A 25717-nucleotide genomic window follows, 5' to 3' on the forward strand; every position below is an offset into this window, starting at 1 on the left:
CAACACTGACGCAGCGTGCGCTATTAAGGGATTTCGGGCGAGGAAATGACTGAAGTTTCTGTTTCATTTTTGCTGCCAGATGGATGGCCGACATTTAAAAGACGCGGTTTTGCGTTTAGAATCATAAGACTGTATTTGGGGGATAAGATGACGACAGCAACCAGCCTGAACGAACTGCAGCAGCAAATCCGCGATCGCTACGATAGCCTGAGCAAGAGGCTGCAGCAGGTCTCCCGCTACGTGCTGGACAACACCAACAGCGTGGCCTTTGATACGGTTGCCGTCATTGCAGAACGCGCCGACGTGCCGCCCTCGACGCTGATCCGCTTTGCCAACGCCTTTGACTTCACCGGCTTCAACGAAATGAAACAGCTGTTTCGCATGAACCTGGTGGAGGAGACCGCCAGCTACAGCGACCGCGCCCGGCTGTTCCGCGAGATGGAGAGCGAGGCCGTGCCGGAAACGCCGCTCGATATCCTGCAGGAGTTTGCCCGCTCGAACGCGCAGGCGCTGCAGCAGCTGGCCGCCCGCGCCGAGCCGGAGATGCTGGAGCGCGCAGTACAGCTGCTGGCCGAGGCCGACACCATCTACATCGCCGGGCTGCGCCGCTCCTTTAGCGTCGCGGCCTACCTCACCTACGCTCTAAGCCATCTGGAGTGCCGCCCTATCCTGCTCGACGGTATGGGCGGCATGCTGCGCGAGCAGATCAGCCGCATTAAGGCGAGCGACATCGTGGTGTCGATCAGCTTCTCGCCGTACGCGGAAGAGACGGTGATGGTCAGCGAAACCGCCGCCAGCGTCGGCGCACGGCAGATCGTGATTACGGACAGCCAGATTAGCCCGCTGGCGACGTTCAGCGATCTCTGCTTTGTGGTGAAGGAGGCTCAGGTGGATGCGTTTCGCTCGCAGTCGGCGACGCTGTGCCTGGTGCAGTCGCTGGTGGTGGCGCTGGCGTATCGGCTGGGAGAGGGGAAGTAAGGCAATAAAAAAACCCCCTGCACAGGCAGAGGGTTTTGGGTTAATTCAGAGGGACATTATTCCCACTCAATCGTAGCCGGTGGTTTACCGCTAATGTCATACACCACGCGGGAAATACCGTTCACTTCGTTGATGATGCGGTTAGACACGCGGCCTAAGAAGTCATACGGCAGATGCGCCCAGTGCGCGGTCATGAAGTCAATGGTTTCCACCGCACGCAGGGAAACAACCCAGTCGTACTTACGGCCATCGCCCATCACGCCGACGGAGCGAACCGGCAGGAACACGGTGAACGCCTGGCTTACCTTGTTGTACAGGTCAGCTTTGTGCAGCTCTTCGATGAAGATAGCGTCCGCGCGACGCAGCAGGTCGCAGTACTCTTTCTTCACTTCACCCAGCACGCGCACGCCCAGACCCGGGCCCGGGAACGGGTGACGGTAGAGCATGTCGTACGGCAGACCCAGTTCCAGACCGATCTTACGCACTTCGTCTTTGAACAGCTCGCGCAGCGGTTCAACCAGGCCCATCTTCATCTCTTTCGGCAGGCCGCCCACGTTGTGGTGAGATTTGATGACGTGTGCTTTACCGGTGGCGGAAGCCGCAGACTCGATCACGTCAGGGTAGATGGTACCCTGCGCCAGCCACTTCACGTCGTCCAGCTTCAGCGCTTCTTCGTCGAACACTTCCACGAACACGCGGCCGATGATCTTACGTTTTGCTTCCGGATCGTTCTCGCCTTTCAGCGCGGCCAGGAAGCGCTGCTCGCCTTCCACGTGAACGATGTTCAGACCGAAGTGGTCACCGAACATGTCCATAACCTGCTGGGCTTCGTTCAGACGCAGCAGACCGTTGTCCACGAAGACGCAGGTCAGGTTTTTGCCGATGGCGCGGTGCAGCAGCATCGCGGTCACGGAGGAGTCCACGCCGCCGGAGAGGCCGAGGATCACTTTGTCATCGCCAACCTGCTGGCGGATACGCTCAACGGCGTCGTCGATGATTTTTGCCGGGGTCCACAGAGCTTCACACTGGCAGATGTCGCGCACGAAGCGCTCCAGCATGCGCATACCCTGACGGGTGTGGGTCACTTCCGGGTGGAACTGCACGCCGTAGAAGCGCTTTTCTTCGTTCGCCATGATGGCAAACGGGCAGCTTTCGGTGCTGGCAACGGTCACGAAGTCAGACGGGATGGCGGTAACTTTGTCGCCGTGGCTCATCCATACGTCCAGCAGCGGTTTGCCGTCTGCGGTCAGGGAGTCTTCGATACCGCGCACCAGCGCGCTGTCGTTAACCACTTCAACCTGCGCATAGCCGAACTCGCGCTCGCTGGAGCCTTCTACGTGGCCGCCCAGCTGCATTGCCATGGTCTGCATACCGTAGCAGACGCCAAATACCGGCACGCCAGCTTCGAACACGTACTGCGGCGCGCGCGGGCTGTTCTCTTCGGTGGTACTTTCCGGGCCGCCGGACAGGATGATGCCGCTTGGATTGAATTCGCGAATCTGTGCTTCCGTGACATCCCACGCCCACAGCTCACAGTAAACGCCCAGTTCACGCACGCGACGCGCCACCAGCTGAGTGTACTGAGAACCAAAGTCCAGGATGAGAATGCGATGTTTATGAATGTTTTCCGTCATTGACGCTAATTCCGAGGCAAGTGAAACAAAAACAGAGCGCCCGGCAGAAGCCGGGCGCGGAAACTTATCAGGAGCCCAGACGGTAGTTCGGGGACTCTTTGGTGATCGTCACGTCGTGAACGTGGCTCTCCTGGATACCCGCACCGCTGATGCGTACGAATTCCGCTTTAGTACGCAGCAGGTCAATGGTACCACAGCCGGTCAGACCCATACAGGAGCGCAGGCCGCCCATCTGCTGGTGAATAATTTCTTTCAGACGGCCTTTATAGGCAACGCGACCTTCGATACCTTCTGGCACCAGTTTGTCTGCGGCGTTATCGGTCTGGAAGTAACGGTCAGAGGAGCCTTTGGACATCGCGCCCAGGGAGCCCATACCGCGGTAAGATTTGTAAGAACGGCCCTGGTAGAGTTCGATTTCACCCGGGGATTCTTCGGTACCGGCCAGCATGGAGCCTACCATTACGGCAGCTGCGCCCGCTGCGATCGCTTTCGCGATGTCGCCAGAGAAGCGGATACCGCCGTCAGCGATAACCGGAATACCGGTGCCTTCCAGCGCTTCAACCGCGTCAGACACCGCGGTGATCTGCGGAACGCCCACGCCGGTCACGATACGGGTAGTACAGATAGAGCCAGGGCCGATACCCACTTTCACCGCGCTGCAGCCGGCGTCAGCCAGCGCGCGAGCACCTGCGCCCGTCGCCACGTTACCGCCGATGATCTGCAGGTCAGGGTATTTGGCACGGGTGTCACGGATACGCTGCAGAACGCCTTCGGAGTGGCCGTGAGAGGAGTCAATCAGCAGGACGTCAACGCCCGCTGCAACCAGCGCGTCAACGCGCTCTTCGTTACCGGCACCTGCGCCTACCGCAGCGCCAACGCGCAGACGGCCATGCTCGTCTTTACAGGCGTTAGGCTTACGTTCTGCTTTCTGGAAATCTTTAACGGTGATCATGCCGCGCAGGTGGAAGTTGCTGTCAACAACCAGCGCTTTTTCAACGCGTTTTTCGTGCATTTTTGCCAGCACCACATCGCGGGTTTCACCTTCGCGAACGGTGACCAGACGCTCTTTTGGCGTCATGTACACGCTAACAGGCTGGTTCAGGTCAGTCACGAAACGCACGTCACGACCGGTAATAATACCGACCAGCTCGTTCTCTTCGGTCACCACCGGGTAACCGGCGAAGCCGTTACGTTCGGTCAGGGCTTTCACTTCGTGCAGCGTGGTGGTTGGCAGAACGGTCTGTGGGTCAGACACGATGCCGGATTCATGCTTCTTCACGCGGCGAACTTCTTCTGCCTGACGTTCGATGGACATGTTTTTGTGGATAAAGCCAATGCCGCCTTCCTGTGCCAGGGCAATAGCCAGGCGCGCTTCAGTCACGGTGTCCATTGCCGCAGAGAGCATAGGAATGTTCAGGCGAATGGTTTTCGTCAACTGCGTGCTGAGATCGGCAGTATTCGGCAGAACGGTGGAGTGAGCGGGAACGAGGAGGACGTCGTCAAACGTCAGTGCTTCTTTAGCGATACGTAGCATGGGCAATATCTCTGACCTGGGTGGTTAAATATTGCCGTGGCATTATACAGAGCGTAACCGATTGCATCTACACTTTTTTATAAAAAAGCTTGCGATTGCCTCTCAGCAGGTTACTATCGACTGAATAACTTGCTGATTTAGAATTTGATCCCGCTCACATGTTATCCTCTCAATCCCCCTCAATTTATACCGTCAGCCGCCTGAATCAGACGGTGCGTTTGCTGCTTGAACAGGAAATGGGGCAGGTCTGGATCAGCGGTGAGATCTCTAACTTCACGCAGCCGTCCTCCGGTCACTGGTACTTTACCTTAAAAGACGACACCGCCCAGGTGCGCTGCGCGATGTTCCGCAATAGCAACCGTCGCGTGACGTTTCGCCCTCAGCACGGCCAGCAGGTTCTGGTTCGCGCCAATATCACCCTGTATGAGCCGCGCGGCGACTATCAGATTATCGTCGAGAGCATGCAGCCTGCGGGCGAAGGCCTGCTGCAGCAGAAGTATGAACAGTTAAAAGCACGGCTTTCTGCCGAGGGGCTGTTCGACAAGCAGTACAAAAAGACGCTGCCCTCCCCCGCCCACTGCGTTGGGGTCATCACCTCGAAAACCGGTGCGGCACTGCACGATATTTTGCACGTCCTGAAGCGTCGCGACCCTTCCCTGCCCGTCATCATCTACCCGACCGCCGTGCAGGGTGAAGATGCGCCGGGCCAGATTGTGCGCGCCATTGAGCTGGCGAACGCGCGTCAGGAGTGCGACGTCTTAATCGTCGGACGCGGCGGCGGCTCGCTGGAAGACTTGTGGAGCTTTAACGACGAGCGCGTGGCGCGGGCAATCTTTGCAAGTCAGATCCCCGTGGTGAGCGCCGTCGGCCACGAAACGGACGTAACGATCGCCGATTTTGTCGCGGATCTCCGCGCGCCTACACCGTCCGCGGCGGCGGAAGTGGTCAGCCGCAACCAGCTTGAGCTGCTGCGTCAGATTCAGAACGGCCAGCAGCGTCTTGAGATGGCGATGGACTACTACCTCGCCAACCGGACCCGGCGCTTTACCCAGCTTCACCACCGTCTACAGCAGCAGCACCCGCAGCTGCGTCTGGCGCGTCAGCAGACCGTTCTGGAACGTCTGCGTCAGCGCATGAACGTTGCGGTGGACGCGCAGCTTAAGCGCGCGATATCGCGCCAGCAGCGCGCGACCCAGCGCCTGAACCAGCAGAACCCGCAGCCGAAAATTTATCGCGCGCAAACGCGAATTCAGCAGCTGGAGTATCGTCTGGCGGAAACTATCCGTGCGCGACTGAGCACCACCCGCGAACGCTTTGGCAATGCGGTGACCCACCTTGAAGCGGTTAGCCCCCTCTCCACGCTGGCGCGCGGCTATAGCGTGACGACGGCGACGGACGGCAAAGTGCTGAAGCAAACCAAACAGGTGAGTACAGGCGATATGCTGACGACGCGCCTGTCAGACGGCTGGGTAGAAAGCGAAGTGAAATCAATTAAACCGGTGAAAAAAACGCGTCAGCGTAAAACCGGATAATTCTTCGCCGGTTACTTACTATACTGCTGCTATTCCCTTTTTTAATAAGGAGAGCAGCATGACCCATCTTAATAGCGTTATTCCGCCGTATATTCTTCGTCGTATTATCGAAAGCGGTTCCGAACCGCAGCAGCGCTGTGCCCGCCAGACCTTAACCCATGTCCAGACGCTGATGGCCCATATGCCGGGCAAACCCGCCGCGCCGCACGTGAATAAAGCCGGACAGCTCGAGCGTGATATTTACGACGCGAAGCAGACTCAGGAACTACCGGGCACGCAGGTGCGTTACGAAGGCCAGCCGTCGAACGGCGATATAGCGGTGGATGAGGCCTACGAGTATTTAGGTATTACCCATGATTTCTTCTGGAAAGAATATCAGCGCGATTCGCTCGATAATAAAGGACTTATTTTGACCGGCACCGTTCACTATGGCCGGGAATATCAGAACGCCTTCTGGAACGGTCAGCAGATGGTATTCGGCGACGGTGACGGAGAAATATTTAACCGCTTTACCATCGCCATAGACGTCGTGGCGCACGAGCTGAGCCACGGCGTAACCGAGACCGAAGCCGGGCTTATCTATTTTGAGCAATCCGGCGCGCTGAACGAGTCGCTGTCGGACGTGTTTGGCTCACTGGTGAAGCAATACCATCTGAAGCAAACCGCCGATAAAGCGGACTGGCTGATTGGTGAGGGATTACTGGCAAAAGGTATCAACGGCAAAGGGCTGCGCTCGATGTCTGAACCGGGCACTGCCTACAACGATCCGCTGCTTGGCAAAGACCCGCAGCCCGCGCACATGAAAGATTTCATTAAAACGCGCGAGGATAACGGCGGCGTGCACTTGAACTCCGGCATCCCCAACCGGGCATTTTATCTGGCGGCAACGGCGATCGGCGGCTACGCCTGGAAAAAAGCGGGTTATGCCTGGTACGATACGGTTTGCGATCGCAATCTGGCGCAGGATGCGGATTTTGAGGCTTTCGCAAAACTGACGATCGCGCACGGAGAGAAACGTTCCGGCGGCGACGTGGGGGCGGCCATTAAACAAGCCTGGGAACAGGTGGGAGTGTTGTAAATGCAGGTTCCGGAATTGACGGATGACGCCGTTGTTGAGCTGGCCCGGGAAGGCGGCGTCGCTTTTATTCCCAAGCTGAGCGGACAGCGCACCATCGCGCTCTCCTCGCTCAATGAGGCCCAGCGCCAGCGCCTGGTGAGCATCCTGGAGCAGGCTTTTCCACGCGGCCAGCCGCCCGGGCAAGCCTCTTCACCCGGCAGCGGCGACCAGCGCTATTTCCGCATCCAGATTATCTGGACCGGGCAAAATCAGGCGCACTACACCGATATCATCGTGCTGGTACCGGAGCAGGAAGCGCCCGAGTCGCTGGTCGAGCTGTGGAAGAAAGGCGAAGGCTGCGTGTGCGATTAACCTTCGGCCCGAACGAACTCCACGCGTTTTTTAGAGATAAGACCGTGGCCGTTCTGGCAGAAATAATCCACCGCCCCGCAGGCTTTTAAGACCTGGAGTGGCTGATGGCACTCCGGGCAGCGGGCTTCAAGCACAATATCTTTATTACAGCTTTCGCAGTGTGCCACCCCGTTCAGGGGCTCAAGCGGTGCCCGGCAATCCGGGCAGGTAATCGTCATATTCTCTCCTGTTGGGTTTTATCGGGGCAAGATAACTGCCCCGCCAGGGTGAATTTTATCAGGCTTAAGCTGCCGGTTTAGTCTGCGCATTTTCCAGCATGCGGCGTACCGGAACAATGAGGACGATCAGTACCGCAGCACAAATCAGCAGCGCGACGGAACAGCGCGCAAAGAGATCCGGCAGCATATCCAGCTGGTCGGCCTTCACGTGGCCGCCAATCAGACCCGCCGCCAGGTTACCCAGCGCGCTGGCACAGAACCACAGCCCCATCATCTGGCCGCGCATTCTCTCCGGCGCCAGCAGCGTCATGGTTGCCAGGCCAATCGGGCTGAGACACAGCTCTCCGAGCGTCAGCATCAGGATGCTGCCCACCAGCCAGAACGGCGATACGCCCGCCCCACTGCTGATCAGCACGTTCTGTGCCGCCAGCATCATCAGGCCAAAGCCCGCTGCGGCACACAGAATACCGATAACAAACTTGGTGATACTGCTCGGACGAATGTTCATGCTCGCCAGCTTTGGCCACGCCCAGCTGAACACCGGTGCCAGCAGGATGATGAACAGGGCGTTGATTGACTGGAACCACACCGCCGGGATTTCGAAATCGCCGATCATGCGGTTAGTGTAGTCGTTGGCAAACAGGTTGAACGAGGTTGGCTTCTGTTCAAACGCGGACCAGAAGAACGCCGCGGAGATCAGCAGAATAAAGCAGACCAGCAGCCTGGCGCGCTCTTTACGGTTCAGGCCTGCAAAAACAAACAGATAAATAAAGTAGAGGGCAACGGATGCCGCAATCACGTAGACCAGCACGCTGGCTACCGCGACCGGGTTAATCACAATCACGCCCTGCGCAATCAGCGTCACGAGCGTTGCCACGCCTGCCGCCAGCGCCAGTAGCCAAACGCCCACGCCGTTACGCTTCACCACCGGGCTGTTCCAGGTAGAGTCGAGGCCAACTTCTCCGTCATAGCGTTTCATGGCCGGAACGGCAAACACGCGGAAGATAATCAGCGCTACCAGCATCCCGATACCGCCAATGCCAAAGCCCCAGTGCCAGCCGTGGGTTTTAATCAGCCAGCCGGAAATCAGCGGCGCGATGAACGAGCCCATGTTGATGCCCATGTAGAACAGCGAGAAACCGCCGTCACGACGCGCGTCGCCTTTTTTATACAGGGTACCGACCATTACCGAGATACAGGTCTTAAACAGCCCGGAGCCGAGCACGATGAACATCAGGCCGATAAAGAACAGGTTGTTCCCCATCACCGCCGAGAGCGCAATCGACAGGTGACCGAGCGCAATCAGGATCGAACCGTACCAGACGGCTCTCTGCTGACCGAGCCAGTTATCCGCCAGCCAGCCGCCCGGCAGCGCGGCCAGGTACATGGTACCGGCAAAGATACCGACAATCGCCGAGGCGTTTTCTCGCGCCAGGCCCATCCCGCCGTCATAGACTGTGGCGGCCATAAACAGGATCAGTAACGGACGAATGCCGTAAAACGAGAAACGCTCCCACATCTCGGTGAAGAACAACGAACCGAGCGGATACGGGTGGCCGAAGAACGTTCGGCTCTCTTTTTGATTAACAGTGGATTGCATAATTCTCCCGAAAGGTATGTCGTCGTGCTTGTAAACACCAGCAGGTACGCCGGCCAGTTACGTATCTGGCCGATTTTTTACATGCGGCGAAAAGTTAGTTAACCATTTGATAACCAGGCGCTAGTTTTGTCTAGTACCGGACCCTGGACTTTAAGATGAAAATTCGACGATTGTCTACTTTCTTAGATTTAAACATGGTTAAAAGTGAATAGTGATTGACTTCACACAGAGAAAACCGGCGGTATGATTGGACAAAAAAAGCCCGCGATAGTCGCGGGCTTTTGTGTGTTCAGCAAAGCTTATTTGCTTTTCTTAATGTGTTTGATCAGGCGCTTACGCTTGCGCATCTGGTTTGGCGTCAGGGTGTTGCGCTTGTTGGCGAACGGGTTTTCCCCTTCCTTAAACTGGATACGGATAGGCGTGCCCATCACGTCCAGCGATTTACGGAAGTAGTTCATCAGGTAACGCTTGTAGGAGTCCGGCAGGTCTTTCACCTGGTTGCCGTGGATCACCACGATTGGCGGGTTATAACCACCGGCGTGGGCGTATTTCAGCTTCACGCGACGACCGCGCACCAGCGGCGGCTGATGGTCTTCCGCAGCCATGTTCATGATACGGGTCAGCATGGCGGTGCTCTGACGACGGGTGGAGCTGTCGTAAGCTTCACGCACGGATTCGAACAGGTTACCCACACCGCTGCCGTGCAGCGCAGAGATAAAGTGCACGCGGGCAAAGTCGATAAAGCCCAGACGGAAGTCGAGGGTCTCTTTCACCTGCTCGCGCACTTCGTTGCTCAGGCCATCCCACTTGTTGACCACTATAACCAGTGAGCGCCCACTATTGAGGATAAAGCCGAGCAGAGAGAGGTCCTGATCGGAGATACCCTCGCGTGCGTCGATGACCAGCAGCACTACGTTAGCATCTTCGATCGCCTGCAGGGTTTTGATAACGGAGAATTTCTCCACCACATCGGTGATTTTCCCGCGCTTACGCACCCCGGCGGTGTCGATGAGGACATACTCACGCTCATCCCGCTGCATAGGAATGTAGATACTGTCACGGGTGGTGCCCGGCATGTCGTAAACGACCACGCGCTCTTCACCCAGAATACGGTTAGTAAGCGTAGACTTACCTACGTTTGGACGACCCACGATGGCCAGCTTGATCGGCAGGTCCTGCGGGTTGAAGTCGTCTTCAGGCTCTTCTTCGCCCTCTTCTCCGTCTTCGAACTGCGCCCAGTATTCAGCTTCTTCGTCTACTTCTTCCGGCGGGTTTACTTCGTCCACCCACGGCAGCAGAACGGTTTCCAGCAGGCTGGTAACGCCACGGCCATGCGATGCCGCGATAGGATAGATTTCACCCAGGCCCAGAGACCAGAAATCCGCGATGGCCTGATCGGCATCGATACCGTCAGTTTTGTTCGCCACCAGGAAGGTCGGCTTTTCGCGTGAACGCAGGTGTTTGGCGATAGCGGAGTCCGCCGGCATCAGGCCAGCGCGCGCGTCCACCATGAACAGCACCACGTCCGCTTCTTCAATCGCCAGCAGCGACTGTTCCGCCATGCGGGTTTCCACGCCGTCTTCCGTGCCGTCAATACCACCGGTATCAATACAGATGAACTCGCGTCCTTCCACCTCTGCACGACCGTACTTACGGTCACGCGTCAGCCCCGGGAAATCCGCAACCAGCGCATCACGGGTGCGTGTTAAACGGTTAAAAAGAGTGGATTTTCCAACGTTAGGGCGCCCGACAAGCGCGACCACAGGTACCATGTTTGAAGCCTCATAAAATTCAAAATAACGTCGCTTTCGCGGCGTTTTTAAAAATGTCAAAACGGCTCCTGAGTGAACAGGAGCCGTTTAGTATACTACAACCGCCGGGTAATTAACGCGTGATCGCGTACAGCGTGCCGTCTTTTGCCTGAATCAGCAGTTTGCCGTCGGCCACAACCGGGTCGGTCAGGAAACCAGAGCTGTCGACTTTTTGCTGCGCAACAAAGCGGCCGTTATCCGGATCGATCCAGTGCATATACCCTTCGCTGTCGCCGACAACCAGGCTACCGTTGTACAGCGCCGGTGCGGTCAGGAGACGGTGCAGCAGGTCGCTTTGCGTCCACAGCGTTACGCCGCCTTCGGTGCTCAGGGCCAGCAGACGGTCGTTCTGGTCAACCATATAAATACGGTTACCCTCAACGATGAAATCGTTCACCGAGCCCAGCTCACGTTTCCACATGATCTGGCCGCTGCGCAGATCCAGCGCGGTCAGGTTGCCGTTATAGGCCAGGGCGTAAACCACACCGTTAACGATAACCGGCGTCGTGTCTACGTCGCTCAGACGGTCAATTTCCGTTGAGCCAGTGGCCTGAGAGATACGCTGCTGCCAGATCATCTGGCCCTGCTGCATCAGCACGGCGCTCACGCGACCGTTATCACCGCCCACAATAGCAGCACCAAATGCGGTAGCCGGCGCGGATTCGCCGCGCAGAGAGAGCGCAGGCATATCCAGGTTAACGGTCCATTTCACCAGACCGTCCGCTTCGTTCAGCGCCTGCAGCTGGCCGTTGCTGGTATGAATCAGCACCAGGCCGTCGCTTACTACCGGACGCGACAGGGATTCACCCGCCACGGTTGTTTGCCAGGCAATGGAGCCGTCGCTGCTGTTCAGGGCATAAACCTGCGCTTTTTCGCTACCCACGTAGACGTGGCCACCGGCAACGGTCAGGCCGCCAGACAGCAGTGCAGGCTTACGGGAGAACCAGCCGTCTTTTTCCGCCAGGTTAACGGACCAGACTTCTTTTCCGTCATCCGCGTTCACCGCTTTCACGGTACCTTTGCGGTCAGCCGCATAGACAACGCTGTCTGCATACGCTGGATGAAGGTTGGAATAGAAATCACCAATCCCATCGCCCACGGAGACATCCCACGCGGTGGATGGGGTAAACTGGTTTTCGACCGTCGGCAGTGGGGACATTTTCACAACGTCTTCTTCGCCACTGAACAGTGAACAACCACTCAACAACGTAACAGAAAGCAGTCCTGGCAGAAGTAATTTACGCAATTGCATCGGGTCCCTCTCAGACGGACAAATTATTTATTTTCATCTGCATCATTTCGCTCAGCGCAGGTGAAGCATTGCTCTCTACGCCAGCTTGCCACGCTTTACGCGCGCCCGCTTTGTCACCTTTGCTCAGCAGTGCTTCACCGCGCAGATCGGCAACGATGGCAGCAAAGCCTTCGCCTTTGATGGTATCGAGCGTTTTCAGCGCATCGTCAGCTTTCTTCTGCTGAACCTGAATACGTGCCAGGCGCAGATTGATCACCGCTTTCAGGTTTTCATCACTGGCGGCAGCAAGGCCCTGAGACAGCTGTGCAGCGGCTTTATCCAGTTCGTTCTTATCAACGTACTGCTGAGCCACTTCCAGCGCAGCCAGTGCACCGTAGGTGTTTTTGTTGTCAGCCGCAAACTTTTCTGCCGCCGTCAGCGTTTGAGGCTGATCGGCACGAATTGCGCTCACGGTATTTTCATAGGACAGAGACGCGTCGCGCGCGGAATCTGCCTGATGATTGTTCCAGTAACGCCAGCCCACCAGCGCACCGATACCTAAAACAACCCCAACAACCAGCGCTTTGCCGTTTTCAACAAAGAAGCGCTTAATCGCGTCGACCTGATCGTGTTCGTTCTCGTAAATTTCCACGCAGTCCTTCTCCTTAGCCCAATAGAGTGCGCAAGTGCGCCGCAACGCCGTCCTGCGTTACCGTTGTCTGCTCACCAGAGCGCAGGTCTTTCACCACCACTTCGCCGTTAGCCACTTCGGACTCGCCCAGCACCAGTGCAATACTTGCGCCCCACTTATCGGCACGAGCAAACTGTTTTTTAAAGTTGCCGCCGCCATGGTTGGTCATCAGCTTAACGCCCGGCAGCGCATCGCGCACGCGTTCGGCAAGCTGCATCGCCGCAGACTGCGTTTCCGCGCCTGAGGCCACCAGGTATATATCGACAACGGAATCTGCTTTAAATTCCGGATTAACTGCCTGAACCAGCAAAACAAGTCGCTCAAGACCCATCGCGAAGCCAACAGCAGGTGCTGCGCGACCGCCAAGTTGCTCTACCAGACCGTCATAACGACCGCCCGCGCACACGGTGCCCTGAGAGCCGAGGCTCGTGGTCACCCACTCAAACACGGTACGGTTGTAGTAGTCCAGACCGCGTACCAGGCGCTGGTTTACGGTATAGGCGATGCCTGCCGCTTCAAGCAGCTTGCACAGGCCCGCGAAGTGTTCGCGAGATTCTTCATCCAGATAGTCACCCAGCGCAGGCGCATCGTTCAGCAGAGCCTGAACATCGGCGTTTTTGGAATCCAGAACGCGCAGCGGGTTGCTGTACATGCGACGTTTGCAGTCTTCGTCCAGCTTCTCTTTATGCTGTTCCAGGAACGCCACCAGCGCATCGCGGTAGTTAGCGCGGGCTTCCAGAGAACCGATAGAGTTCAGCTCAAGGGAAACGTGATCGGCGATACCGAGGGCGCGCCACCAGCGGGCGGTCAGCATAATCAGTTCGGCGTCGATGTCCGGGCCCTGCAGACCAAAGACTTCCACACCCAGCTGATTGAACTGGCGATAACGACCTTTCTGAGGACGTTCGTGGCGGAACATCGGGCCGATATACCACAGGCGCTGCTCCTGATTGTACAGAAGACCATGTTCGATGCCGGCGCGTACGCAGCCCGCCGTACCTTCCGGACGCAGGGTCAGGCTGTCGCCGTTGCGGTCCTCAAAGGTGTACATCTCTTTTTCAACCACGTCGGTGACTTCACCGATCGCGCGTTTGAATAACGGGGTCTGCTCTACAATCGGCAAACGGATTTCGCTGTAACCGTAGCTGCCGAGCACCTGCTTCAGCGTGCCTTCAATGCGCTGCCAGATGGCGGTTTCGCCAGGCAGATAATCGTTCATGCCGCGGATGGCTTGAATGTTTTTTGCCACGTTTATTCTCTTTCTATATACAAAAAAAACCCAAAGAATGGGTTCAATCATACATGGGAAGCGGCACGCTTCCCATCACGTTATTTTTCAACCTGCTGGATGCTGATACGCTGTGTCTCGTCCATCATGGCGGCTTTGGCGCGGATGCGGGCTTCAAGCTGGTCGATCATGTCGCTATTATCCAGACGATCTTTACGAACGCCATCTTCATAGAGACCACTTTTCTTGTTACCGCCGGTCACGCCCAGGGTTGACACCAGCGCTTCACCCGGGCCGTTTACCACACAGCCGATGATGGAGACGTCCATCGGGGTGATAATGTCTTCCAGACGTTGCTCCAGGGCATTCACCGTCCCGATCACATCAAACTCCTGACGTGAACAGGTTGGGCAGGCAATGAAGTTGATCCCACGCGCGCGAATACGCAGCGACTTCAGGATATCGAAACCGACCTTGATCTCTTCGACCGGATCGGCCGCCAGCGAGACGCGCAGGGTGTCACCAATCCCTTCTGAGAGCAGTAGCCCAAGACCGATCGCGGATTTTACCGAGCCGCTGCGCAGACCGCCCGCTTCGGTGATCCCGAGGTGCAGAGGCTGGTCGATCTGCTTTGCCAGCAGGCGATAAGACTCTACCGCCAGGAACACGTCGGACGCTTTTACGCTGACTTTGAACCGATCGAAGTTGAGACGATCGAGATGATCGACGTGACGCATAGCGGATTCGAGCAGCGCCTGTGGCGTAGGCTCGCCGTATTTTTCCTGCAGGTCTTTTTCCAGGGAACCGGCGTTAACGCCAATACGGATAGGGATATTTTTATCGCGGGCGCAGTCCACGACCATGCGGATACGCTCTTCGTTACCGATGTTGCCCGGGTTAATACGCAGGCAATCGACGCCGTATTCGGCCACTTTCAGTGCGATGCGGTAGTCGAAGTGAATATCCGCCACCAGCGGAACGCTGACCTGCTGTTTGATCAGTTTGAACGCCTCAGCGGCATCCATGGTCGGGACGGAGACGCGAACAATGTCCGCGCCTACACGTTCTAATGCTTTGATTTGGTTGACCGTCGCTTCCACATCGGTGGTGCGCGTGTTGGTCATTGACTGAACGGCGATAGGTGCCCCATCGCCGATTGGCACATTCCCAACGTAAATCCGTTTCGATTTTCTACGTTGAATCGGAGCCTGGTTATGCATGAAAAATCTCCCGCGTTGCCCGTCTGTTACTGTGCTGCTGATTGTTCGGCATTAACGGTAAGACGTGCAACCTGGTTAGTTCTGATAAAGCGGCTCAGATCGACAGGTTTTCCTTGATACTGGATCTGTACCGCTGCCGGAGCGCCGATTTTAAGTTTATAAGGAGCCTGGCCGATTAGATTTAACGTGCCATCTTTACGCTGCAGGCCGCTGAAAAGTTTTTTACCAGTCGCGTCAGTAACTTCCAGCCAGCAATCGGCGCTGAAGTTCATTACCAGTGCGTTAGGATCGGCTGCTGTCGCCGTACCCGCCGGGCTGGTTGGCAGAGACGCTGCGGTATTGTCTGCAGGCTGAGTAGCAGCAGGCGCGTTCGCCGCCGTATCAACATTTGCCTGAGAAGGGGCAACAACCGCGTTTTGATCCTGAGCCTGCGGCGCAGTGGTGTCAGCCGTTGCTGCAGGAGCCTGTGCCGCACCGGTTGCAGACGCGTCTGGCGCTGCGGTCAGTGGTTCGCTGGAGGACGCCGCACCGTCGGTATTCAGCGGCACGCTCTGGGCGTTATCATTTCCGGCCTGGTTGAGTTCAGCAGACGATTGATCGGCCATGGTGGTGATCTCTTCCTGCTGCGCCTTGTGGTTTTGCCACCACCATGCACCGGTCAGACCGATCACCACAAACAGCACAAGCCAGGTAAAGCTCATCAGCCAGCCATCACGTTTTTTACGACGTTTCCCCAGAGAGAAGGTCTGCATCGGCGCAACTTTTGCTGCACGGACCGGCGCCTGCTTCTCCATCATTGGCAGTAATTCGTTTTCGGGGATATGCACCAGTTTTGCGTAAGAGCGGATATAACCGCGCAAGAACGTTGAAGCCAGATCGGCAGGTGCCTTATCTTCTTCAATATCGCGAACCGTGGAAACCTTCAGGCACAAGCGTTCCGCAACGGCTTGCTGGCTGAGTCCGAGTTGTTCACGGGCGTTGCGAAGACGAACGCCAGTGGAGAGTGCTTCATGTTGGTCGTGAGTGGCTTCAGTATTCATTCGCTACAACTACTGGTACGTGAAAAATAAGGGTTCAGGTGCCGGTGAGTCACAATGCTACCCGCACCGCGAAACTTCTGGTCAGTTAACCTTGAACAGAGAGTATAAGACTGTCAGCCCGGAGATGACAGTACAGCCCTGCCCGTACGGCTAAACTGTTGTTACGTCGTTACATACTGCCCGAAAGTCGGATGAAACGCACCGTAATTATTGATCAGTCATCACGAATCTGACTGATTATTCATAAGACTATGCCTCACGGCGCAGATAATGCGCCGTGAGTGCATAATAATCAAACAGCTTTAACCGCGATCGTCTCGCCCTGCATGCGTTTACGCAGGGTACGTTTGGTACGGTCAATGACATCACCCGCCAGCTGTCCGCATGCGGCATCAATATCATCACCACGCGTTTTACGCACGATGGTGGTGAAACCATACTCCATCAGCACCTTGGAGAAACGGTCGATACGGCTGTTCGAGCTACGGCCATACGGCGCGCCCGGGAACGGGTTCCATGGGATCAGGTTGATTTTGCATGGCGTATCTTTCAGCAGTTCAGCCAGCTGATGCGCATGTTCAGTACCGTCGTTGACGTGGTCAAGCATCACGTACTCGATAGTGACGCGGCCCTGGTTGGCGTTGGATTTCTCCAGGTAGCGACGCACCGCAGCGAGGAAGGTTTTGATATTGTACTTTTTGTTGATCGGCACAATTTCGTCACGAATTTCATCGTTTGGCGCGTGCAGGGAGATCGCCAGCGCGACGTCAATCATGTCGCCGAGCTTGTCCAGCGCAGGCACAACGCCAGAAGTAGACAGCGTGACGCGACGCTTGGACAGACCAAAACCGAAGTCATCCAGCATGATTTCCATCGCCGGAACGACGTTGGTCAGGTTCAGCAGCGGCTCACCCATCCCCATCATCACCACGTTGGTGATAGGGCGCGTGCCGGTTACTTTTGCCGCGCCCACGATTTTCGCGGCACGCCAGACCTGGCCGATAATTTCTGAAACGCGCAGGTTACGGTTAAAGCCTTGCTGCGCGGTTGAGCAGAATTTGCACTCCAGCGCGCAGCCAACCTGGGAGGAGACGCACAGCGTCGCGCGGTCTTCTTCCGGGATGTAGACGGTTTCAACGCGCTGATCGCCGACCGCAATCGCCCATTTGATGGTGCCATCCGCGGAGCGCTGCTCTTCCACCACTTCCGGGGCGCGAATTTCAGCCACTTCTTTGAGCTTGTTGCGCAGGACCTTGTTGATGTCAGTCATGTCATCAAAATTGTCGCTGCAGTAATGGTACATCCACTTCATGACCTGATCGGCACGAAACGGCTTTTCGCCCATCTCTTTGAAGAACTCGCGCATCTGCTGACGGTTCAGATCCAGCAGGTTGATTTTTCCATTTTTATTGGGAACCGCAGGAATGGCGACTTCGGAGGTATTCACTAATTCAGACATAATATTTACCGGCCTCGTTGTTACACGTTATGGCCCATGGAGGGTTGAATAGAAACGCCCCGGAAAGCGGTCTGCTCGTCCGGGGCGTTGCATTGTACAAAGTCTGGCGCAGGGATGCCACGTCTGGACGCGGCATTTACGAAAATAATGTGTAAACGAAACCGTTAAATTAACGGGTACGTGGACACACTTCGCCTTCAGCGAAGAAGAATGCGATTTCGCGGGCAGCAGATTCAACAGAGTCAGAACCGTGGGTGCCGTTCTCGGTGAAGCTGTCAGCGTAGTCAGCGCGCAGAGTACCTGCCAGCGCGTTGTCCGGGTTGGTTGCGCCCAGCAGGTCGCGGTGACGCTGTACGGCGTTTTCGCCTTCCAGTACGGATACCACGATTGGACCGGAGGTCATGAACTCCACCAGGCCGTCAAAGAATGGGCGACCTTCGTGCTCAGCGTAGAAGCCGCGAGCCTGCTCAACGGTCAGGTGCAGCATTTTGGTACCAACAATTTTGAACCCTGCAGATTCAAAGCGAGCGAAGATGCTGCCAATAACGTTTTTTGCCACCGCGTTTGGTTTGATGATGGAAAAAGTACGTTCAATAGCCATGATAACCTCTGTCAATGTTCTGTTGTTTTGCATACCTGAGTATGGTGTGGCGCGGATTATAAAGAGCTATAGCGCTATTGCCTATGGATTCAGGTAACATTTTTTTAAAATAAGACGAGTTTTAGCAACAGCTCACATCTGAAAGCTGTTTTCAGATTACTGCAGCGTAAAATTCACCGTCGCGACCTGCCCAGTCTCATCCATAACGAGTAACTGATAATCGCCAGATTTATCAAGCTGTAATGTGTAAACTCTTCCCTTCACATTCAGCGGTTCACCGTTCAAAAACCACCAGCGCTCACCGCTATTGCCGGTCGCCTGAAGCGGCAGCGAAACGCGGGATTCCCCCGGCAGACGTTTGATGACGGCCCCTTCACGCACGCCTGTCAGGATGAGTGGCGCAGGTGCGTCCTGCGACAGCGGAGGACAGGTAGTTGATGAAGGAGGGACCCGTACCGCGCGACGCTCGGTCGCCGGCAGCCACGGCTCCAGCGGCAGCGGCCAGACATCCAGGACTTTTTCAGTAGCATCCGGGCAATCTGCCGCCACGCGTTTACCTGATTTATCCAGCCAGACCGGGAAACGGATCCCGCGTATGCCTTCCTGTTCGGGCAAGAGCAGCGTGGGCGGTTCACTCCCATCCAGCAGCCAGGTCGACAGGCGACGTCGACAGTTTTCACTGCCTTCAGGCAGCGACTGGCCGCCCGGCCAGCAGATCGCGCCCCTCCCGACGCTTGCCGGACGCGGATCGCGCGGCAGGCGGGCTTCGTCTACCGTTGAGCGCGACTGAAGCAGGTTATTGACCTGGTTTAATAGCGGCACCGCACTGGCAAACCCAAACTGTCCCGCCACGGGCGTGCCGTCCGGTCGCCCGGTCCAGATGCCTATCACGTAACGGGCATTCAGACCGATGGCCCAGGCATCACGGTAGCCGTAGCTGGTGCCGGTTTTCCACGCCAGCGGCGCAACCTGCGGTAGCGCATTATCCGGCAGCGGCTGCGCTTCATTGGCCAGAATCCGGCGAATAATCCACGCCGAGCCCGGTGATAACAGCGGACGTTCAGTCAGCGGATCGCCCGGCTGCAGGCGCAGCCTTCCCGCTCTACCGTGTCGGGCAAAGGCGCTGTAGGCAGCGGCGATATCTGCCAGCCGCGCGCCTGCCCCGCCGAGGATCAGAGACAGATTTGGCTGCGCCCCCGCGGGCAGGATCAGCGGCAAGCCTGCATTGCTCAGCATCCCGGCAAATCGTTTTGGTCCGTAGGCTTCCAGCACCTGAACGGCAGGCAGGTTGAGGGAGCGCACCAGCGCTTCACTCATGCTGACCGGTCCGTGGAAACCGCTGTCAAAATTTCCCGGGCGATAATCACCGGTTTTTCTTGGAACGTCCTGAAGCAGCGAGGCGGGATGGATCAGTCCTTCATCCAGCGCCATGCCGTAGATAAAGGGCTTTAACACCGATCCCGGCGATCGGATCGCATTGACCATATCCACGTGGCTGAAACGCGTGTCATCGTTGATATCCACCGACCCCACCCAGCCGCGCACTTTCATATCGGTATGATCGACCACGATCATCGCCAGCGAGCTGCGTGCCGGCAGGCGGGATTTCCAGTTCATTGCCAGCTCTTCCAGCTGCCGCTGCAGTCCGGCATCCAGCGTGGTGACAATTTTCGTGTCGCGACTTTTGCCGAGCATCATCCGTGCAAAGAGCGGCGCCAGCTGCGGCATCTGCCGGGGTGCCAGCCATACTGATTCTTCACGGGATTCTTTGACCTGCTTTGCGGACCAGACGCCCTGCGTCGCCATGCGGTCGAGCACTTTGTTGCGCGCCGCTTCGGCCCGTTCAGGCCAGCGGTCCGGGCGTAAACGACTCGGTGCCTGCGGCAGCACCGCCAGCAGCGCCGCGTCGGAATAGCTGAGCTGCGACGGCGGCTTGCCCAGATACGTCCAGCTTGCAGCCCCCACGCCCTGCAGCGTACCGCCAAACGGGGCGCGGTTGAGATAGAGCGTGAGGATCTCACGCTTGGAAAGATGCCACTCCAGCTGCATGGCACGCCAGAGCTGGCGAATTTTGCCGCCAACGGTGCGCGGATGCGGGTCCAGCAGTCGCGCGACCTGCATGGTGAGCGTGCTGCCGCCAGAAACCACTCTTCCGGAAGTGAGATCCTGCCAGGCAGCGCGCAGAACAGAGAGCGGGTTTACGCCGGGGTGATCCCAGAACCAGCGATCTTCATACTGGATCAGCGCCTCAAGATAACGGGGAGATACCTCTTCGATCGTCACCGGATAGCGCCAGATCCCATCGCTATCGGCAAAACGCCAGAGCGGCGTGCCCTTCTCATCCACCACCACCCGGGCAGGGTTAACCTCTTTCAGAGGCAACGGCCACAGGCGGTCGGCGGCGACAATTAGCCCCCATAAAACGAGAAGCGCTCCCGCCAGCCAGAGCCAGCGGGAGCGTGTCAAACGTGCCATTCGCATATTACGGAACAACAATCAGCGGGCCACTGGCCGCCCCCGTTGCCCGCCACTGCGGCACATACATGGACTCGACCATCGGAACCGGCACCTGGTAGGTTCCCGGCGTCACGGCGCGCGCCAGATAGACCAGCGTGACCGGCTGACCTTCATTTACCGGCACGGCGGCCACAAAGCGGTCGTCGCGGAATTCCATATGCTGAATGTCCGCATGCTGCATCTGGCTGAGCAGGTTCTGTACTTCGCTACCGCTGTCCTGCAGGCTGGCGCTGCTGCTCGCCAGGTTCTGGTTTTCCAGCTCCAGACCCGCAGGGAGGAGATCCACCACCAGCGCATCCGGCACGTTCTGGCTGGCTTTAACTTCCAGCCACACCAGCACCAGCTCACCGCTCTTCAGGGAAGAGAGTGATTTAGTACTGCCGTCGGTTGCCAGGACATGACGTTCAACCTGCAGCACGTTCGCGCTCGGCTGAGGGGCGTATTCCGGATAGCCGGTGCTGTCCAGACGCACCCACAGCGGAGTCGTGCCGGTATTGGTCACCTGCAGCGCGCCAAGCTGGTCGCCGCTCACGTTTTGTACCAGTGACTTATCGCCGCCTGATGCGGTCTCAGACAGAGAGGTTTTCGCCTGCCATGTACCGGACAAGGTTTGCAGCGAACGTCCGGCCAGGAACAGCGCGTTGCTCTCCTGCGTTGACAGCCAGCGTTGGCTGAAGGCCTGTTCAGACAGAGCATTCAGCAGCGTATTCTGCGCATCCGGCAGCAGCTTGTACTCCTCCAGCAGGGAGAGCATCAGCGCGTTATCGCGAAGCTGGCTGCCGTAATCGGCCATCCAAGTTTTACTGTCGTTACGCGGTGTTTTGAGCGCCAGATCCAGCGCCTGCTGGCTGCGCGGCGCATCGCCCATCAGCTTGAGCGCCATGCCAAGCTGCATCAGCGGTAGCCCGGACGCCGCCTGAGCGTGACGTTCCCAGATTTCACGCAGAGCTCCCAGCGGTGCTTTTTGCTGACGTGCCAGCACCAGAGCGGCATAGGCCTGCACGGCAAATTTACTGGCCTGAGTATCATCGCTGTAGCGAATGGACATCATGCCCGGATCCTGCAGGTAGCGCAGCAGGCGGCTATTGGCGTTATTCACCGCATCGGCAGGTACGCTGTAACCCTGCTCGCCCGCGCGCACCAGGAAGTCGGTCACGTAGGCCGTCAGCCAGTACTCTTCCGGACCGTTTTTATCCCACAGCGCGAACCCGCCGTCTTCACGCTGCATCTGCAGCAGACGGGAAATACCGATATCAATGGCGGCACGGCGTTTATCGTCCGTATCACCTTTGATGCCAAGCGCCGTAAGCTGCGCCGCGTTAGTGTAGAGCGACGGGAACAGGCCGCTTGCGGTCTGCTCCAGGCAGCCATACGGATAGGCCTGCAGCTCACGAATGTAGCGCGCCAGGTTGAGCGGTGGTTTTCCGCTCAACAGCAGTTGCCCCTGCAGGGTGGCAGGAGAGAAACCGTTACTGTGCTGCGCCGGTGCGGTCCAGGATTCGCCAGGGTTCAGCATGGCACCGGTATTGACCGTCTGCGCCGGGAACGCCGGACGCACGCCGATTTTCCAGCTCTTCTGCTGTGGCGCAAAGGTCTCGCCCGGAAGCTGCAGGCCGGTAACCTGTGCTGTCACCTCACCGTCACCATAGCCTTCCAGCGCACGCACCGGAATAAAGAGGGTGGTTCGTGCCCCCGGAGGCAGTTGCACCGGCTGCGGCTGCCCGCCTTCCAGCGATAGTTTGCCTGTTGCGGTAAGGACAACGTCCAGCGTTTGCGGCTGGTCGGTCAGGTTGGTTAGATCCAGCGTCAGCCGCGAGGTGTCTCCGCTTGCCAGGAAGCGTGGGGTATTCAGCTCGGTAATAACCGGCGCGGCTACAATAATCTTGCTTTCACTGCTGCCGAAATCGTCCTCCGTCCAGGCCTGCGCCATCAGACGCAGCTCACCGTTGAAGTCTCCAATCGGCAGCGTAATCGTGCCTTCCCCGTTGGCATCCAGCGTGACCGGCTGTGCCTGCTGGGCAATGATGGTGACGTGGTTCACCGGCGGTTTGCCGCCGCGCTTCAGTTCATCCCCATCGCCACCGAAGCGCAGCGCGGCCAGGCGGCCCTGCCCTTCAATGACCTGGCCATAAATGTCGTAGATATCCGCGCCGTAGCGCTTCTGACCAAAGAAAGCCTGCCAGGGATCAGGCGTCACGTAATCGGTAATGTTCAGCACGCCGCTGTCCACCGCCGATACCAGGACGTTCACCTTCTGCGGCACGGCCCCCTCTTTCACGCTGGCTTTCACCTTCACCGAGAGCGTCTGGTTTGGACGCATTTTCTGTGGGTTATCGAGCGCAATATTCAGGCGACGGTTTTCGTCGCCCATCGGCAGATGCAGCAGGCCGACCGCGCGTTTCGGCGTAGCGGATTTTGATTTATCCCCAGGACGCACCACCAGCGTACTCAGATAAAGATCGTGACGTTTCCAGGCTTTGTCGACCGGGATAGCGAGATCAAGCCCGTTTGCCGGTACGTCGATCTCCTTCCACCACAGCGGCCCTTCGCTGGATTCGATCATCGCATAGCCCTTGCCTGCGGCCGGCGCTGCAATGTGCAGGTTGATGGTATCGCCTGGCTGATAGGCTGGCTTATCCAGCTTCAGCGTCACGCGATCAGGGCGTGCAGCTCCGGTGCCGTCGCTGTTATCCTGCCAGCTGTACCCCGCCCAGAAGCGCACGCTGCTGACCATCTCATCAGGCGCTTTCACCTCCAGACGATAAGAGCCCCACTCCACCGGGAAGGTGACTTTACCCGTCTCATCGGCCTTGAGAGTTAGCTCCTGCTCGCCCTCGACCAGGTCTTTCTGATCGAACTGAGACTGCCAGCCTTCGCTCTCAGACCAGTTCCAGAAGTAGTCCCGACGCTCGCGAATCAGACGAACCTGTAACCCGGAAACCGCTTTTTTCGCTCCGCTGGCATCGGCATACACGATGTCGAAGCTGGCGTTGCCGTTCTCGTCAACAATCGGTTGGTTGACGGTGGTATCGGTGCGGTAGTCATAAACGGCTTTACTGGCGAACTGAGGACGAATCCCCGGCAACTCAGCCGCCGGCCAGATAGCCTGCTCAGCACGACGCGTTACCGGACGGCCGCCGGACTCCAGCAGGCTGGCCTGCAATATCAGCTGCAGCGGAGAATGCACCTCTTTCCACTGGCTTTCGGTAGAAACCTGCCCACGCCCCTGCTCATCGAGCGTAAGCTGCACTTCATCCAGGCTGCGGCTCAGGTTCTCTTCGGCGATATCGCCAAACTGGAAGCCCGGCAGCGCAGACACCGCGTCACGCAGCGGACGCAGGAAAAGCTGGCCCTGCAGAGAATTACCGTTGGCCGGTGCGCCATACAGGTAATAGCCCACCACGTTAAAGTCGACGTTATCCTGCGGTGATAGAGGCGTTTTTTGTCCGCTCAGGTTGAGCGCCATGCGCTCTGGCATGAAGTCTTCGACATGGAAGTCCCACAGACGCTGCAGGTTATCGCCCGTGTTGGCGCGTATATGCCACATGCCGGTCTGCGCTCCGCTGTCCAGCGTATAGTTAAAGCGATAGAGCCCGTTCTCTGGCTTGACGACAATGGTACGCGCGACCTGTCCATCCGGACGCAGCACGTCAAGCTTCACGGGCTGATCCGGAAGTGGCTTACCGTCACTGTCGCGCAGCAGGCCGTTGAGGATCACCGTTTCACCCGGGCGGTAGAGATCGCGCGGGCCAAACATAAAGAACTGCTTGCTGTAGCCGGGGCTACCGGCAATATCGAACTCCGCCAGATCGAGCGCCGGCAGCTTGAGGTCAAGCAGCGTGGTCTGGCCGTCTTTGCTGGCCAGGATCAGCGCGGCCTCTTTGTCGGTTTCAAGCTTCGCATGGCCGTCGGCATCGCTGTTTGCTTCGGCAAGGGTCTGCCCTTTGTCATTCAGCAGGGTAACGGTAACCCCGGACTGCGCCGCCCCGTTTTCCAGGCTCTGGGTGAAGATGTCCAGGCGGTTATGATAACGGTGAGCGGACAGTCCAATATCGCTTAAGGTAAAGAGCGTCGCGGCGTTGCTGTAGTTGTAGTGCCCGGCCTGGTTCATGACCGCGATATAAACGCCAGACTGCTGGAGCGGTTTAATATCCTTCAGAGGCAATAGCAATTTTTCGCGCGTGTTGCGCGCCGGATTAAGATCGAATCGACCGGTGTAAACCAGTTCCGCCATCTTCAGCAGGTTGTCGGATTCCCAGTTGGTCAGCGAGTTACGGTACTCCCACTGGCTAACAAGGGAGGCCAACGATTCAGGCTTCACGCGGTAAAAGTTGACATCGACATTGTTGACGTTGAGCGCCATAACCGGCAGCCCTTCCACCACTTTACCCGGCAGCAGCGAGCCGCGGCTGGTAAAACCGACGGTGGGTTCAACGTCCCGGGTGGTCAGGGCTTTCTCATAATCAGTACCAAACGTCGCTTTGTTCAGCGCCTGCAGGCCAGGTTCAACGGTGACGACCAGGTTGCGGTTAGGCTCCAGATGGCGCAGGCGAAGCTCTTTCAGGTTAGGCGCAAGTTCCCACGCCCCGTCAACCTTGCCGCTTTTCTTATCCACGACATGCACTGTTTTCGCGAAATCCTGTTCAGGATTCAGCGGAACAGAAAAGGTCAGCACCAGCGTGGCAGCACCGTCTAGCTGGACTTCAGAGGCATCCAGCAAGGTCAGCGCTTTTCCCTGACTCTGGGCGGCCAGTTTAGCTAGCGTTTCAGCATTGGGCTTTTCAGCGGTTTTTGGTGTGGATGCAGTGGATGCCGCGGGAGCCGCAGCCTGAGATTTATCGTCGCTGTTATCACAGCCGACAAGCGTAAACGTGGTAAGCAGCGCAAGAGAGAGCGCGGCTAAGCGAAACGGTTTCATCCTTTGTCCCTGGCCCAGGAGGCCTGTTGGTCGTCGTCCGGATAAGTATTATCCGCAAGTTTCATTAATTCAAAAA

18 protein-coding genes are annotated in these 25717 nt (G+C 57.5%); 4 read left to right on the plus strand and 14 right to left on the minus strand.

The genetic code is table 11. The annotated features are described in order from the left end of the window. Nucleotides 1-147: 147 nt before the first annotated feature. On the plus strand, nt 148-978 hold the full coding sequence (locus tag AB3N39_RS15425; protein WP_367896861.1) for a MurR/RpiR family transcriptional regulator: 831 nt from the start codon (nt 148-150) through the stop codon (nt 976-978). 56 nt (nt 979-1034) lie between these two features. Here AB3N39_RS15425 and guaA read toward each other — a convergent pair whose 3' ends face one another. Then, nucleotides 1035-2612 carry a glutamine-hydrolyzing GMP synthase gene (guaA, locus tag AB3N39_RS15430; protein WP_325813830.1) on the minus strand — a complete coding sequence of 526 codons (1578 nt, stop codon included), beginning with the start codon at nt 2610-2612 and terminating at the stop codon, nt 1035-1037. A 67-nt stretch (nt 2613-2679) separates the two neighbouring features. Further along, nucleotides 2680-4146, minus strand: coding sequence for an IMP dehydrogenase (gene guaB, locus AB3N39_RS15435; protein ID WP_008502128.1), 1467 nt, complete (start codon nt 4144-4146; stop codon nt 2680-2682). A gap of 158 nt (nt 4147-4304) precedes the next feature. Between guaB and xseA the strand changes: the two genes are divergently transcribed. Genes xseA through AB3N39_RS15450 form a run of 3 tightly spaced genes read left to right on the plus strand, consistent with a single transcriptional unit; the run spans nt 4305 to nt 7107 of the window. Further along, entirely contained in the window at nt 4305-5678 is a 1374-nt protein-coding gene (gene xseA, locus AB3N39_RS15440; RefSeq protein ID WP_367896862.1) for an exodeoxyribonuclease VII large subunit, read from the plus strand. A 58-nt stretch (nt 5679-5736) separates the two neighbouring features. Next, the gene (locus AB3N39_RS15445) at nt 5737-6756 is read left to right on the plus strand and encodes a M4 family metallopeptidase (RefSeq protein WP_111965157.1); all 1020 of its coding nucleotides are present in this window, start codon (nt 5737-5739) and stop codon (nt 6754-6756) included. After that, a complete protein-coding gene (locus tag AB3N39_RS15450; protein WP_025757698.1) occupies nt 6757-7107 on the plus strand; it encodes a protealysin inhibitor emfourin in 351 nt (116 codons plus the stop codon). Here the strand turns inward: AB3N39_RS15450 and AB3N39_RS15455 are convergent. From AB3N39_RS15455 to AB3N39_RS15510, 12 genes are all read right to left on the minus strand, one after another. Beyond that, nucleotides 7104-7325, minus strand: a complete 222-nt coding sequence (locus AB3N39_RS15455) for a zinc ribbon domain-containing protein (protein WP_248174874.1) — start codon at nt 7323-7325, stop codon at nt 7104-7106. The genes AB3N39_RS15450 and AB3N39_RS15455 overlap by 4 nt on opposite strands. Nucleotides 7326-7389: 64 nt before the next feature. Continuing rightward, nucleotides 7390-8925: a peptide MFS transporter gene (locus tag AB3N39_RS15460; RefSeq protein WP_367896863.1), complete on the minus strand. Its 1536-nt coding sequence runs from the start codon at nt 8923-8925 to the stop codon at nt 7390-7392. A gap of 299 nt (nt 8926-9224) precedes the next feature. After that, nucleotides 9225-10697 (minus strand): ribosome biogenesis GTPase Der, encoded by a 1473-nt coding sequence (der, locus tag AB3N39_RS15465; protein WP_133294914.1) that lies wholly within the window; start codon nt 10695-10697, stop codon nt 9225-9227. A gap of 112 nt (nt 10698-10809) precedes the next feature. Continuing rightward, nucleotides 10810-11988 (minus strand): outer membrane protein assembly factor BamB, encoded by a 1179-nt coding sequence (gene bamB / locus AB3N39_RS15470; RefSeq protein WP_248174876.1) that lies wholly within the window; start codon nt 11986-11988, stop codon nt 10810-10812. 10 nt (nt 11989-11998) lie between these two features. After that, nucleotides 11999-12619, minus strand: a complete 621-nt coding sequence (locus tag AB3N39_RS15475; protein ID WP_248174877.1) for a YfgM family protein — start codon at nt 12617-12619, stop codon at nt 11999-12001. A 13-nt stretch (nt 12620-12632) separates the two neighbouring features. Further along, the gene (gene hisS / locus AB3N39_RS15480; protein WP_032622984.1) at nt 12633-13907 is read right to left on the minus strand and encodes a histidine--tRNA ligase; all 1275 of its coding nucleotides are present in this window, start codon (nt 13905-13907) and stop codon (nt 12633-12635) included. Between the two features lie 80 nt (nt 13908-13987). After that, nucleotides 13988-15106 carry a flavodoxin-dependent (E)-4-hydroxy-3-methylbut-2-enyl-diphosphate synthase gene (gene ispG / locus AB3N39_RS15485; RefSeq protein ID WP_133294915.1) on the minus strand — a complete coding sequence of 373 codons (1119 nt, stop codon included), beginning with the start codon at nt 15104-15106 and terminating at the stop codon, nt 13988-13990. Between the two features lie 26 nt (nt 15107-15132). Further along, nucleotides 15133-16146: a cytoskeleton protein RodZ gene (gene rodZ, locus AB3N39_RS15490; protein ID WP_133294916.1), complete on the minus strand. Its 1014-nt coding sequence runs from the start codon at nt 16144-16146 to the stop codon at nt 15133-15135. Nucleotides 16147-16438: 292 nt separating this feature from the next. Beyond that, on the minus strand, nt 16439-17605 hold the full coding sequence (locus tag AB3N39_RS15495) for a bifunctional tRNA (adenosine(37)-C2)-methyltransferase TrmG/ribosomal RNA large subunit methyltransferase RlmN (protein WP_367896864.1): 1167 nt from the start codon (nt 17603-17605) through the stop codon (nt 16439-16441). A 169-nt stretch (nt 17606-17774) separates the two neighbouring features. Continuing rightward, nucleotides 17775-18206: a nucleoside-diphosphate kinase gene (gene ndk / locus AB3N39_RS15500; RefSeq protein ID WP_003860625.1), complete on the minus strand. Its 432-nt coding sequence runs from the start codon at nt 18204-18206 to the stop codon at nt 17775-17777. Nucleotides 18207-18362: 156 nt separating this feature from the next. Further along, nucleotides 18363-20687, minus strand: coding sequence for a peptidoglycan glycosyltransferase PbpC (gene pbpC / locus AB3N39_RS15505; protein ID WP_367896865.1), 2325 nt, complete (start codon nt 20685-20687; stop codon nt 18363-18365). A gap of 1 nt (nt 20688) precedes the next feature. Then, complete coding sequence (locus AB3N39_RS15510) at nt 20689-25641, minus strand: alpha-2-macroglobulin (protein ID WP_367896866.1); 4953 nt, start codon at nt 25639-25641, stop codon at nt 20689-20691. Between the last annotated feature and the right edge of the window lie 76 nt (nt 25642-25717).

This window comes from Enterobacter vonholyi, assembly GCF_040834095.1.
In the GTDB taxonomy this organism is placed as follows: Bacteria; Pseudomonadota; Gammaproteobacteria; order Enterobacterales; family Enterobacteriaceae; genus Enterobacter; species Enterobacter vonholyi.